10 protein-coding genes and 2 pseudogenes are annotated in these 12,709 nt (G+C 63.4%); 4 read left to right on the forward strand and 8 right to left on the reverse strand.

Features of this window, described 5'->3' with window-relative positions; genetic code table 11:
* From tssE to tssB, 3 genes are read right to left on the reverse strand one after another with little or no spacing between them, the layout of a single operon-like run.
* The gene (tssE, locus tag QSV36_RS13370) at positions 1–411 is read right to left on the reverse strand and encodes a type VI secretion system baseplate subunit TssE (protein ID WP_289132241.1); all 411 of its coding nucleotides are present in this window, start codon (positions 409–411) and stop codon (positions 1–3) included.
* A complete protein-coding gene (tssC, locus tag QSV36_RS13375; RefSeq protein WP_289132242.1) occupies positions 408–1,898 on the reverse strand; it encodes a type VI secretion system contractile sheath large subunit in 1,491 nt (496 codons plus the stop codon). The genes tssE and tssC overlap by 4 nt, the downstream gene beginning before the upstream one ends.
* Positions 1,899–1,914: 16 nt before the next feature.
* Entirely contained in the window at positions 1,915–2,418 is a 504-nt protein-coding gene (tssB, locus tag QSV36_RS13380) for a type VI secretion system contractile sheath small subunit (RefSeq protein WP_289132243.1), read from the reverse strand.
* 333 nt (positions 2,419–2,751) lie between these two features.
* Here tssB and vasI point away from each other — a divergent pair, with 333 nt between their 5' ends.
* Genes vasI through tssM form a run of 3 tightly spaced genes read left to right on the forward strand, consistent with a single transcriptional unit; the run spans position 2,752 to position 8,452 of the window.
* Positions 2,752–3,402, forward strand: coding sequence for a type VI secretion system-associated protein VasI (vasI, locus tag QSV36_RS13385; RefSeq protein WP_289132245.1), 651 nt, complete (start codon positions 2,752–2,754; stop codon positions 3,400–3,402).
* Positions 3,390–4,856: a type VI secretion system protein TssA gene (tssA, locus tag QSV36_RS13390; protein ID WP_289132247.1), complete on the forward strand. Its 1,467-nt coding sequence runs from the start codon at positions 3,390–3,392 to the stop codon at positions 4,854–4,856. The genes vasI and tssA overlap by 13 nt, the downstream gene beginning before the upstream one ends.
* The gene (gene tssM / locus QSV36_RS13395) at positions 4,853–8,452 is read left to right on the forward strand and encodes a type VI secretion system membrane subunit TssM (protein WP_289132248.1); all 3,600 of its coding nucleotides are present in this window, start codon (positions 4,853–4,855) and stop codon (positions 8,450–8,452) included. The genes tssA and tssM overlap by 4 nt, the downstream gene beginning before the upstream one ends.
* Here tssM and QSV36_RS13400 read toward each other — a convergent pair.
* Positions 8,447–8,641, reverse strand: a pseudogene (locus QSV36_RS13400) (FAD-binding protein); the annotation flags it as partial. The gene tssM and the pseudogene QSV36_RS13400 sit on opposite strands and share 6 nt — an antisense overlap.
* Between QSV36_RS13400 and QSV36_RS13405 the strand changes: the two are divergent.
* Positions 8,588–8,807: pseudogene (locus QSV36_RS13405) on the forward strand (IclR family transcriptional regulator); the annotation flags it as partial. The pseudogenes QSV36_RS13400 and QSV36_RS13405 overlap by 54 nt on opposite strands.
* 72 nt (positions 8,808–8,879) lie before the next feature.
* On the opposite strand, the gene QSV36_RS13410 reads toward QSV36_RS13405, so the two are convergent.
* From QSV36_RS13410 to QSV36_RS13425, 4 genes are read right to left on the reverse strand one after another with little or no spacing between them, the layout of a single operon-like run.
* Positions 8,880–9,923 (reverse strand): ABC transporter substrate-binding protein, encoded by a 1,044-nt coding sequence (locus QSV36_RS13410; protein ID WP_289132250.1) that lies wholly within the window; start codon positions 9,921–9,923, stop codon positions 8,880–8,882.
* A complete protein-coding gene (locus tag QSV36_RS13415; RefSeq protein WP_289132252.1) occupies positions 9,920–11,056 on the reverse strand; it encodes an NAD(P)/FAD-dependent oxidoreductase in 1,137 nt (378 codons plus the stop codon). The genes QSV36_RS13410 and QSV36_RS13415 overlap by 4 nt, the downstream gene beginning before the upstream one ends.
* Positions 11,053–12,411, reverse strand: a complete 1,359-nt coding sequence (locus QSV36_RS13420; protein WP_289132254.1) for an FAD/NAD(P)-dependent oxidoreductase — start codon at positions 12,409–12,411, stop codon at positions 11,053–11,055. Before QSV36_RS13420 ends, QSV36_RS13415 begins: the two co-directional genes overlap by 4 nt.
* Positions 12,408–12,698, reverse strand: coding sequence for a (2Fe-2S)-binding protein (locus QSV36_RS13425; protein ID WP_289132257.1), 291 nt, complete (start codon positions 12,696–12,698; stop codon positions 12,408–12,410). The genes QSV36_RS13420 and QSV36_RS13425 overlap by 4 nt, the downstream gene beginning before the upstream one ends.
* Positions 12,699–12,709 lie beyond the last annotated feature (11 nt).

The raw sequence follows: 12,709 nt of genomic DNA on the forward strand, positions 1-12,709 counted from the left end.
TCATCTCACTCGGGTGAAGCGGTTGTGCCCGTTGACCAGCAGTTCCAGTTGCAACTGCTCTGCCTGGTCATTGACCTGTACCTGGCAGTCCAGCCGGAAATGCAATTCCAGTGGGGTGTGATCATCGGGCACGGCTTTAAGCGCACAGACTTGTATGCGTGGTTCAAAGCGTCGGATGGTGCGGCGGATATCAAGGCTCACTTGTTCCAGCAGGTCGCCGCTGCTCGCATCGTGTCCATTGAAATCCCGCAGGCCCAGTTCAGGGCTGCTCTGTGAGCAACCTTGCCGGGCGTTGAGCAGTGTTTCGAGATGGCGCTTGATGGCGGTGATCTTGTGAAAGGCGTTCTCCTGCCGGGAGTGCCCGCTGCTAGCGGATTGAGCAGCCGTCAAACGATCAAAAAAGCCAGTCATTGGGTGTCGAGCCGCCCGACCAGGGAGATCTCGAAGTTCGCGCCCATGTACTTGAAGTGAGGGCGCACGGCGAGCGAGACCTGGTACCAGCCCGGATCACCGGCAACGTCCGAGACTTCTACCCGGGCAGCACGCAGTGGACGGCGGCTGCGTACATCCGCTGAAGGATTCTCCTGGTCGGCGACGTACTGTTTGATCCACTTGTTGAGTTCGGCCTCGAGATCGCGTCGCTCCTTCCAGCTGCCGATCTGCTCGCGCTGCAGCACCTTGATGTAGTGGGCCAGGCGGTTGACGATGAACAGGTAGGGCAGCTGCGTACCGAGCTTGTAGTTGGTCTGAGCTTGCAGCCCTTCGGGCGTCTTTGGGAAGTTCTTGGGTTTTTGCGCCGAGTTGGCCGAGAAGAACGCGGCATTGTCACTGTCCTTGCGCATGGTCAGGGCGATGAAGCCCTCTTCGGCGAGTTCGAATTCCTTTCGATCGGAAATCAGCACTTCGGTAGGAATTTTCGCCTGCAACTGGCCCATGGCCTCGTACAGGTGCACCGGCAGGTCCTCGACAGCACCGCCCGATTGCGGACCGATGATGTTCGGGCACCAGCGATAGCGGGCGAAACTGTCGTTGATGCAGCTGGCCAGCAGGAAGGCGGAGTTGCCCCACAGGTAGTTGTCGTGGCGCCCGGCAATGTCTTCTTCGTAGTTGAAACTTTCAATCGCCTGTTCCGTAGGGTGGTAGGCGGAGCGCAGCATGAAGCGCGGGCCGGTCAGCGCGACGTAGCGGGAGTCTTCGCTTTCGCGGAAGGCACGCCATTTGGCGTGCCGCGGTCCGGCAAAAATGTCCTTGATCTCCTTGAGGTTGGGCAGATCCTCAAAACTGCCGAGGTTGAAGAACTCTGGAGACGGCGCCGTCAGGAAGGGCGCGTGTGACATGGCGCCGACAGAGGCCATGTAGTTCAGCAGCTTGATGTCGGGAGAGGAGGGCCCGAAGCTATAGTTGCCGACCATGGCCGCCACGGGCTCGCCACCAAACTGGCCATAACCTGCGGTGTAAACGTGCTTATACAGGCCGCTGCAGGTGATGTCGGCAGCATTCTCGAAATCCTCGAGCAGGTCATGCTTGCTCACATGCAAGACTTCGAGCTTTATATTTTCGCGGAAGTCCGTGCGGTCGACCAAAAGTTTGAGGCTGCGCCAGGACGACTCCAATTGCTGGAACGCGGGGTGATGCAGAATGGCGTCCATCTGCTTGCTGAGCACCCGATCAAGTTCGGCAATCATCTGATCAACACGATGTTTATTGACCAGTTGCTCCGGCTCATTACTTTTCAGGATTTCAGCAATAAAGGCAGAAACACCCTGGCGGGCAACCTGATAGCCCTCTTGCGCGGGTACCAACTTGGTCTCGGCCATGATCTGGTCGAGCAGGGTTGCGTTGCTCAACGTTTCGCTCGTTGTTTCAACTGCTTGGGTAGTGTCGCTTGGTTTTGGCATCGGACGCTCCTTTGTCTCAATCTTCTTGGGGCGCCGCGAGCGCCTGTTCGAGTTCTTCGGCAAGTTGTTTGCGCGCTTGCTCGTCAGTCAACAGCTGTTGCAGGTGTTTGCGGAAAGTTGGCACGTTGCCGAGTGGCCCCTTCAAGGCGACCAGTGCTTCACGCAACTGCAACAGTTTGTTGAGCTCTGGTACCTGCCGGACAATCTGGTCTGGGCTGAAATCCTTGATGGACCTGAACTGCAGGTTGACCGCCAGCTCGCTGTCGGCTGCGGTGCTGAGCAGGGAGGGGACGGACAAGGCCAGGCTGACGTCGGCGTCGTGCAACACGTTGTTGAACGTGTGTTTGTCAATGCGCATCACCGAACGGTCTTCAAGCGCACGGCTGTCATCCAGACCGAAGTCGCCCAGGACAAGCATCTTGTGTGGCAACTCTACTTCGGCCTGTTCATCACGGGTGGCTGAAACGTACTTGATGTTGATACGTTCTTTGGGTGCAACGGATCCCGAGTTTTTAGACATCGGCACATGGCTCTCTAGTGAAGTTGTAGGATATTTCCGTATGACGTGTTTAATTGTGCATTCTGTTTGTAGGAAGTTTCCTGCAAAGTGTTTTTGGGCCTCGCTTACTTGTCCGGTCGTCTAAAAAACCATGCATGGAAAAGCCCCCCTTGGTCGAGGCTTAAGATGTAAATAAATATTTGTTTGTATGCACGGTGTGCGATGTACTAGGCTCGTACCGGTTTCGTTTGGAGTGGTTATGCGCGGGAGGGCGTAAGTGGGTATTCAGTTGTCAGAAAAACAATGCGCAGGGCCGTGCAAGGCTTATGTGCTCATTGCGTGGGTGAACTTGGGATGATATTCCGCCGTGCATGTTACGCAGGCGTTTCGTTGCTGTTTTGTATGCAGCCGGTGCTGGCTGAGCTTGATCGCGACTGCCCCCGGATCGTCTCCGACATCGAGCGCCTGGCTTGTTTTGACCGGGCTGCCGGTACGCCGGCACATGTGTCATCCAGGTCGTGGTCAGCGCAGGAGCAGGAAGCGCCCACGGTGATGCGGGTCATGGCAAATGAGGCATCGCGCGCAGCGGATGACCTGACCTTTCGCATCGGTGGTGGCGGTGAAGTCGGCTCAGCAACGGCGGAGCTGATGATCTCGGCGCCTGCCATCGCCTCAACCCATGAGCGCCCCTATCTCGCCATCAGCTGCATACAGAAAATATCGCGGCTGCAGCTGATTACCACACGGCCCATCGACGCAAGCTGGGTTACCGTGAGGCTGACAAGCGAGGGTGGCGCCACGCGCAACACGCCGTGGCGCGTGATGGAAAACGGCCAGGTACTCGATGCCGGGCGTGGCCTGCCGGCGATCGAGCAGATCAGGCAGCTGATCGGGGCTCACCGGATAGTGGTGGCGAGCGATCGCAGCGAGGTCGACGGGTTGGTGTTCGATGCCCAGGGCCTGGGGCCGTTGATCGAACAGGCGCGGAGTGCTTGCCGGTGGTAATGCAGACATCAGCGGATGAGATCAGTCGGCTGCTCGCCCCGATCGATCCAGCGATCCCGGCTGGTTTGTTCGATATCGAGGATGAAACCTACCAGGCGATAGACCAGGAGATGGTCAAGCTGGGCGGGCTGCAGGCGGCCTCGATCGACTGGGCCTACATCGAAGAGGCGTCCTGCCAGTACCTGTGCCGGCAGTGCAAACACATGCGGATCGTTGCCCACCTGAGTACTGCGTGGCTGCGCAGCGCGTGCTGGGAACGATGGGGAAACACCCTGGCGTTGCTGGCCGGCATGGTCGAATGCTATTGGGAAAGCGCTCATCCAAAGCCGGGTCCCACAGGTTTCCTCGGCAAGCGGAAGCTGGTCGGCCTTGTACTCAGCCGCTTGATCGATGCGCTACCGCGCCTTGACCGGTTCACCTACAGCCCTGCCCACGCAGTGGCGGCGCAGGCGGCCCTGACGCGACTGAAACAACAGCAGGACGGCGCCCAGCTCGATGCGGCTGGGTTGGGCGAACTGGAACGCTTGTTACAGCGGCAAACGGAGCTGGCCAACGGTGTTGGCGAGGCTGTTGCGCCGGCCCCGACCGCTGCAAGCGAGCAGCCCATGCCACTGGCAGACGTGATCGCCATGCCAGCGCCCCGGGTTTCCATCGGCAGCGAGCGGGAAACCCGGCGTGCCGTACTGACCATGGCGGAGCTCATCAATCAACAGGATCCGTACGATCCGACCGGTTACCAGCTTCGTCGTTTCGGCCTGTGGTCGCATATCCAGGCGGCGCCTGCCGTCAGGCAGCGGCACTGCACGGGCCTGATGGCAGTGCCGCCAGAGGTGATTGCGGGCTACGAAAATCTCGTAGCAGGTACTTCAGTGGACATCGCGCTACTGCATCGGATCGAGAAGAGCCTCACGGCAGCCCCTTACTGGTTTCGGGGCAGCTTCCTGGCAGCGAGCGTAGCATCGCAGCTGGCGTTGAACGAGGTCAGCGAGGCCATTCGCAGTACCACCGCGCGTTTCGTCCAGCGCCTGCCTTCGTTGCAGCAATTGTGCTTCAGCGATGGCACGCCGTTCCTGGACGATCAAGCCCTGGCATGGCTGAACGGCTGCCAGGGTGCGTCAGCCCAAGGCGCTGCTTCCCAGGAGTTCGGCAGCCTGCGCGAGGAACTCGTTGCCCAGCTTGACGGCATGGGGGTAGAGCCCGTGCTCCTGAGGTTGCAGGGGATGCAGGCGGATCTGAACTCGCCGCGTGAGCGCTCGCACACCACGCTCATCGCCGCTGACTTGCTGGCGGCACGCGGCGTGTCCTGGCTGGCCCGGGACCTATGCATCGGCGTTGCGCGGACGATGCAGCAAACCACTGCCGATGCGTGGGAGCCCGAGGTATTCCAGCGGCTCCAGCACTACACGACATCCGCCGCATTGGCAGTTCAGATCAAGGATCCGGAGCCCATATGAACCCACCATGGAAACAACTGAAACGCTGGGGCTTGCGCCTTTCCAGCCGTATTGGCCTGGCAATGCCGCTGCTCCTTGGGCTGGGCGCCGTGCTAATGCTGGTCGCCATCTGGTGGCTTGGCCCGCATTGGACATGGCGCGAACAACAACCGCTGGCCAACGTCGCCCATCGTATCGTTGCGAGCCTGGTGTTGGTGGTGGTGCCGTTACTGGGCTGGCTCATGGTGTTGCGCAGACGTGTCCGCCGCCTGCAAGCGGACCGCAAGCAGGCCGTGGCGGCCGCGCTGGACCCCACGCTGTCGTTGGTTCAGGCACAAGAGCACGCGTTGAACCAGCGGCTGGCCAGCTATCTGGACAATGCCGGCGGACGAAGCGCCTTGTACCGGGTGCCATGGTATCTGGTTCTGGGTGACATACAGGCTGGCAAGAGCAGCTTCATTGATCGCAGCGACCAGCGTTTCTCCCTGACCCGTATCGGCAGGGCCCAGGCGCTGGCTTACCCGGTAGGCTGGTGGGTCAGCAATGATGCCGTGATGATCGACCCTCCGGGTGCCTTCATCAGCCAGGCTGCAGCGGCGGGTCCGCTGCCTGGCCCTGAGCAGCCTGAAGTTTCCCCGCCGCCTGAAGCCCCGGCCAGGTTGTGGGAGCACCTGCTGGGATGGCTGCTGAGCAACCGCAGTCAGAGGGCGTTGAATGGGGTGGTGCTGGTCATTGACCTGCCTGCGTTGTTGCATGGGACGTCCGACCAACGCCGGGCGTTGGCCCATATGCTGCGCGCGCGCCTGTTCGAGATCAGTAGCCGGCTGGGTGCGCGCCTGCCGTTGTATGTGGTGCTGTCCAAGTTCGACTTGCTCGATGGCTTCGATCAGCTCTATGGCAGGCTCCCGGCCTCCAGGCGGGAGGAGCTGCTGGGCTTCACGTTCAAACTGGCTGCGACCGGTTCGACCGATGCCTGGCTGGACGAATACCGCAGCCAATACCATCGGTTGATCAAGCTGCTGTTCGAGCAGGTCTTCGATCAGCTTGATGGACTTGGCCGGGCGCCGGCACGTGCGCGCCTGTTCTCCCTGCATGCGCAGCTGGTTGGGCTGCAACCGATATTGCTGTCGTTTTTGCGTGAAACGCTGGGCAGTGACCGCTTCACCACGCCCGCCCTGGTACGTGGGCTCTACTGGTCGTCGGTGGTGCAGCAGGGCGATATGCTCAACGCGTTCGTCCGTGAGGCGGCGCAGCCCTACAAGACAAAACTGCCCTTGCGTGAAGGCAAGGCGCAGGGCAAGGCGTTGGCATACTTCATCCCGCAGGCCTTCAGGCGCGTCATCTACCGCGAAGTCGGTCTCGCCGGCGACAACGCCAGGGTGGCACGCAGCAAGCGCCAATTGTTCCGGGTGGGTTCCGCAGTAGGCCTGCTGGCGTTCTGTATCGTTGTCGCCAGCTGGCAGCGCTACTTCGATAGCAATGCTGCCAAGGCTGCCAGCGTACTGGTCAAGAGCAAGGAGTACAGCCACCGGCAACTGGACCAGCAGCTTGACCCGACCGGGCGCAACCTGCTGGAGCCGCTGGACCAGATCCGCGATGCAGTGGCGCTGTTCGGCGACTATCGCACTGCATGGCCCGGTGTTGCCGATGCGGGCCTCTATCAGGGCCGCGCCATCGGTCCTCGGGTCGACGAGGCCTATCTGCGCTTGCTTGGCAGACACTTCCTGCCGGCGTTGGCCAGTGGTGTAGTCGACGCGATGAGCGCCGCGCCCCCTGGCAGTGAACAGCAGATGGCCGCGCTGAGGGTTTACCGAATGCTTGAGGACCGCCAGAACCGCCGCCCCGAATGGGTCGAGGAGTGGATGGCTCAGCGCTGGCAGCAAGCCTTCCCGGGCCAGGGGCAACTGCAGCGCGACCTCATGCGACACCTGCAATACGCCTTGGCTTATGCCGACGCCGACCTGCCCGAGTACCAGCAACGTGTTGCCGAGGTACAGCAGACCCTGCGCAAGTTGCCCCTGCCGGAGCGGGTCTATGCGGGCCTCAAGCAGCGCGCTCAGGAGCAGCTGCACCAGGGCCTGGACTTGCGTTACCAGGTCGGGCCAGCCTTCGATGTGGTGTATCGGCCGGCTTCCGGTTCCATGCACGGTGATGCTGGCGTCGTGATTGCGCCGATGCTCACCGCCAAAGGTTTCCAGGCGTACATTGCAGCGCTCGGCCAGCGGTTTGTCGAAATCGCGATGATCGATCAGTGGGCGCTGGGCGAGCGCGGCCAACTCGATTATTCCGATGCCGACCGGGACGCGCTTGCTGCTCGTCTGCACAGCCTGTACAGCAGCGATTACATTGATAGCTGGCGGCGGGCACTGGCCGCGTTTTCGCTGGTGGACTTCCGTGATCTGGAGCATGCAGTCGCAGTGCTCGAGCAACTGACCGGGCCTGCGGCACCGCTGCAACGCCTGCTGGCTACAGTGAAGGACAACACCACGCGCTGGGCGCCAGCAGACGTGGAGGTGCCAGGCGAGACAGCTGTTCTGCTGGCAGCCGGCCGCCCCGCTGAACAGCAGCAGACCTTGGCTATCCAGCGCGCATTCGCCGGGCTCAGTGGCATGTTGCAGGCGACCGGTGACAAGCCGAGCGGTTATGAAGAAACGCTTGCCGCGCTGACGGCGGTTCACGCCTATGCCAAGGCGGTGCAGGACAGTCCCGACCGGGGCAAGGCGGCTCTGAAGGCTGTGCGTCAGCGCTTTTCGATGACCGGGCACGACCCGATCGGCACCTTGCAGCGGCTGGCGACAGGCTTGCCGGAGCCACTCAACCATCAGCTCGGAAAGGTCGCGGAACAGACTGCGCAGGTGCTGAACATTCAAGCATTGCTTGAGCTGGAGCGCCGCTGGGATGCTGACGTCTACAGTTTCTTCCAGCAGCGATTGGCAGGGCGATACCCCTTCGTGGTGAGGGCACCTGATGCTTCCCTGGAGGATTTCGAAGCGTTCTTCGGGCCAAAGGGGCGGCTGCAGCAATTCCACGATCAGTACCTGAAGCTGTTCCTCGATGACAACCTCGAAGCCCTGCGAGCCGGACAGCAGCAGTCGCTGATCCGCAGCGATGTGCTCGAACAGTTGGCGCTGGCGAATCGCATCCGCGAGACGTTCTTCGATCAACGCGGAAACCTGAGCGTGCAGTTCAGCATCGAGCCGTTGGGGCTGAGCGCCAACCAGCGTACCAGCCTGCTGGACCTGGACGGTCAGTTGATTGCCTACACCCATGGTCCGAGTCAGATTACCGGTGTCGTCTGGCCCAATACGCTGGGGCAGCAGGTGCGCAGCAACCTGACCTTGCTCAGGCAAAGCGGCACCAGCAGCAGCCTGGGTTACCACGGCCCATGGTCGCTGTTCCGCTTGCTCAGCCGCGGTTCGCTCAATGGGCGCACTGCCACCAGCGTGGACCTCAGTTTCCGGACCGGTGATGGCGTGATGCGCTATCGGCTGAACGCGGAAAAAGCCTTCAATCCCATTACCCAGCAACCATTCAAAGGTTTCAAGTTGCCGCGAGGTCTGCTGCAGCAGCCAGTGAACGTAGCGCAGGCGGAAGGGCTGGATGAGCAGGCATTATGACCAGAAGCCGACCCGTTCGTCTTGCGCCTGCAAGCCGCTCAATGCTCTACCAGCCAGGTAGCCGAAGGTCATGCCCGGCCAGAGGGTGATGCCGCCACTCGGATAGTACCCGCCCATCACGCTGCCCATGTCATTACCCACCGCATACAGCCCGGGTACCGGCTGGGCCGCGTGGTCCAGGGGTTTTGCATCGTCGATCAGGAATTTGAAATCGGCGCTTCTGGACCGTACAGGCCGGCTGAATGCGACGCTGACCATTACCACCGATGCTGCGCGGTTGAGTGTGGATGAAATGCGCCTGCGCTACCTGCCCAGACGGTATGAGGCGCAGGCGTTGTTGCGGCCGGTGCTGGATTGGAGGCCCGTTCCAGCAGGGACTGCAGCGACCTCGGCGGTGTGCAGTACCTTGCCGGTCGGGCCTGGGTGACTATCGCTCGATCTGGCGATTCCAGCGGGCGTTCCATTCCGGGCGCTGGTTGTTGACCTGGTCCCAGTCGATGGTCACGGCGGTCTGCAGATAGGTATGCATGGCCTCGACCTGGCCGCGGGTCTTGTCGCTGGTCGGCGTGTTGGGGTTGGAGGGGATCTGGTCACCCAGCTCCAGGGCCGGCGCCTGCGCCTCCGGGCTGAGCAGAAACTCTGCAAGCTTCTGTGCCAGCTCCGGCTGGTCGTTGTTGGCCGTGACGCACTCTGCCTGGTTGAGCACCACCGCGCCTTCCTTGGGCGCGGCGTATTCGACCGGGATGCCTTTGAGCTTCAATGCCGTCACCTGGGTGGGGGTGAGCGGGAACAGCGCGGCTTCGTCGGTCTGGACCATTTCCGAGAGTTTGGCCGAGTTGGGTATGTACTCGAGCACGTTCGGGCCAACGTGTTTCTGCCACGCTATGAAACCGGGGTTGACGTCGGTATCGCTGCCGCCTTGCAGACGGTTGTACATCAGGAAACCGTGCAGGCCGAAGGTGGACGACGCCAGCGATTGGAAGACCACCTTGTCCTTGAACCGCGGGTCGGCCAGGTCGTTCCATGAGGTGGGTGCAGCCCAGCCTTTCTCCTTGAACAGCCGGCTGTTGTAGGCAAGCCCGGTCACGCCCAGGCTGACCGCGGCGGCCTTGTCCTTGATCAGGGCTTTTTCCGGCAACTGGGCCAGCGTCGGGTTGGGCTTGAGCGTGCTGCACAGGCCCATGCCGATGGCGCGGTACATGATGCCGTCGTCCAGCACCATCACGTGCACCGACGGCTTGCCCGGCGTGGCCTGGACCTTGGCCAGGATGTCCGCCGAGGTGCCGGGAACGATCACCACCTTGACCCCGTTGGCCTGCTCGAACCTGGGCAGGATGCTGTCGCTGAACAGCCGCTCCATGGTGCCGCCGTTCATGCCCAGATACAACGTGGGTTGGGCCATGGCGGGCAGGCAGGCGAACAGGCCGGGCACGGTGCTGAACAGGGCTAACAGACGTTGCTTGTGCGTCATGACAGGTGTTCCTTGTAGTGGTGGTTGGGCTGGAAACGCTGGATGGAAAAGGCCGCCAGGCTGATGGCCGGCGCGCCGAGCAGGATGCATTGCGCCAGTGCTTCGCCGGCCGCCGGGCCTATCTGGAAACCTGCGCCGGCAAAGCCGAAGCCGTGCAACAGGCCGGGCTGGCGCAAGCTGGGGCCGAGCACCGGTTCGTCATCGGGCAGGTAGCCTTCGGTGCCGCTCCAGGTGCGAATGGCCTGGGCACCGGCCAGCGCCGGGTACAGCTCGGTGGCGTTGCGCAGGATATCGAGCAGCGCCGCCTGGCCCGGGCGTGAGGTGGTCGGGGTCAAGGCAAAGCCGCGACCGCCGCCCAGCACACAGTTGCCCCGGGCCACCTGGCGCGCATAGATTCCGCCACCTTCGACCCCGGTGCTGGCGGTCATGAACAGTGGTAACGGCTCGGTGACCAGCATGGCCGGGTGGGCCGCGCTCAGCGGCACCGGTTCGCCGAACTGCTCGGCCAGGCGTGCCGACCAGGCACCGGCGCAGTTCAGCAGCCAGGGTGCCTTGAAGCCCTGGCCGGTGCTGGTGCGCACATGGAAGCGCTGGCCGTCGTGGTCCACCGCCAGCACCTCGCACTGCTCGTGCAACCGGGCGCCGCTGTCTCGGGCTGCCTGGGCGAAGGCCGGCGACACCAGGCGTGGGTTGGCATGGCCGTCCTCGGGGCAGTACGAGGCACCGACGGCGATGTCGCCCACCCAGGGGAAACGCCGACGCAGTTCCTGGCGTTCCATCAGTTGCAGGCGCAGGTCGAAGGCCTGGGTGCGCCGGGCATAGGCTTTCAAAGCATTGAAGTCGGTTTCGCTGCGCGCCAGTTTCAGGTGGCCGCTGCGGGTGTACTCGCCATCGATACCGATCCATTCGCGCAGGTGCGCCCAGATGGCGTGGGCGCGCATCGCCAAAGGCAGCTGGGCCAGCGAGCGGCCCTGGCGACGCACACCGCCGTAGTTCACCCCGCTGGAATGCGAACCGCAGAAGTCCCGTTCGAGCAACGCCACCCGCTGGCCACCACGGGCCAGGTTGAGTGCCGCGCTGCTGCCGACAATGCCGGCGCCGACGACGATGGCGTCCACTTCGATCAGCGTCATGGCTTTATCTCCAGGCCAAACGGCAGTGGCTTGACCGGCGCCTGGTCGCGCAAGCGCCCGATCTGGTCGAGCGGGCGGCCGCTTTCGCAGGCGATCAGTTCGGCCGCAGCGGCACCACACACACGGCCCTGGCAGCGACCCATGCCGACCCGGCACATGGCCTTGACCCGGTTGATGTCCCAATGCCCGGCGCGCACGCTGGCGCGGATTTCCCCGGCGCTGATCTGCTCGCAGCGGCACACGGTGAGCTGGTCCGGGGCCTGCCGGGCCCACTGCTCGGGGAATGGGAAGGCCTGCTCCAGGCCCTGGCGGAAGCGCTGCAAAGTGGCCAGGCGCTTTTCCAGCTGCTGCTGGCGTTGCGGGTTGCCGGGCTGGCCAAGGTCGGCCAGCAGGCTGAGGGCAGCCAGCTCACCGGATAGCTCGGCGCCGTCGGCACCGAGAATGCCGGCACCGTCGCCCGCCAGATAGACGCCGGGACGCGACGCCCGACCCTGGGCGTCGCGCACGGGTAGCCAGGCGCGATTGAGGGCGTTCCAGGCGAACTGGCAACCCAGCAGGTCGGCCAGCTGGGTTTCACTGCGCAGAGCGTGGGCGAATGCCACGGCGTCGCAAGGCAGTTGGTAGTGTTGGCCGTTGCGTGACCAACGCACGCCGCTGGCGCGTTGCTCGCCGTCGATGCCCAGCAGGGTCACGCCCTGATGCACCGGCACACCGTGGGCCGCTAGCCAGGCACGGTAATACAGGCCTTTGGCGAACGTGCCCGGCTGCAGCAACAGGCGTGGCAGGGCGCGCGCCTGGGCGCTGAATGGCGACGTATCGAGCACGGCGCTGACCGTGGCGCCGGCCTTGGCGTACTGGTAGGCCACCAGGTACAGCAGTGGCCCGCTGCCGGCCAGCACCACCTGGTCGCCGATGGCGCAGCCCTGGAACTTCAGGGCGATCTGCGCCGCGCCCAGGGTATAGACCCCGGGCAGGGTCCAGCCCGGTACCGGCAACACCCGGTCGGTGGCCCCGGTGGCGACGATCACCTGGTCGAATGCCAGGCGGTCGGCCAGTAGGCCCTGTTGCAGGGTGTCGAGCACCTGCCGTTCGGCATTCCACACCAGGGTTTCCGGGCGGTAGTCGATCTGTTCACGTAACTGCTCGAGTGTGCTGTGCAGGGCCTGGGCCTTGCCCGCCTCGAAGCCATACAAGGTTTTGCCCGGGCGCTGGAAGTTGGCCGGTTGCTGGCGGTAGATCTGCCCGCCGCCGCGGCTGGCTTCGTCGAGCAGCACCGGGCGCAGGCCATGCGCTACCAGGGTCTGGGCGGCGCGGATGCCCGCCGGGCCGGCACCGATGATCACGATCGCACTCATGCCTGGCGCCCCGGCTCGCGGGTCACGCACTGGCCAGGCTCGAGAAAGGTCGAGCAGGCCCGCACCCGGCGGCCATCCTGCAGGCGCACCCAGCAATCCTGGCAGGCCCCCATCAGGCAGAAGCCGGCGCGTGGCTCGGCGCTGAAGTCACTGCCGCGCAGGTGCCCGGCATTGGTCAGGATGGCGGTCAGCAGGGTATCGCCACGCAGGCCGCTGGCCGGTTGGCCGTCGAGCAGGAACGGCAGTGGCTCGCGGTCGTGTTCGGCCACGCGCTTGAACAGCGGCATAGGGGCACTCC

This window comes from Pseudomonas sp. BCRC 81390, from assembly GCF_030341915.1.
In the GTDB taxonomy this organism is placed as follows: Bacteria; Pseudomonadota; Gammaproteobacteria; order Pseudomonadales; family Pseudomonadaceae; genus Aquipseudomonas.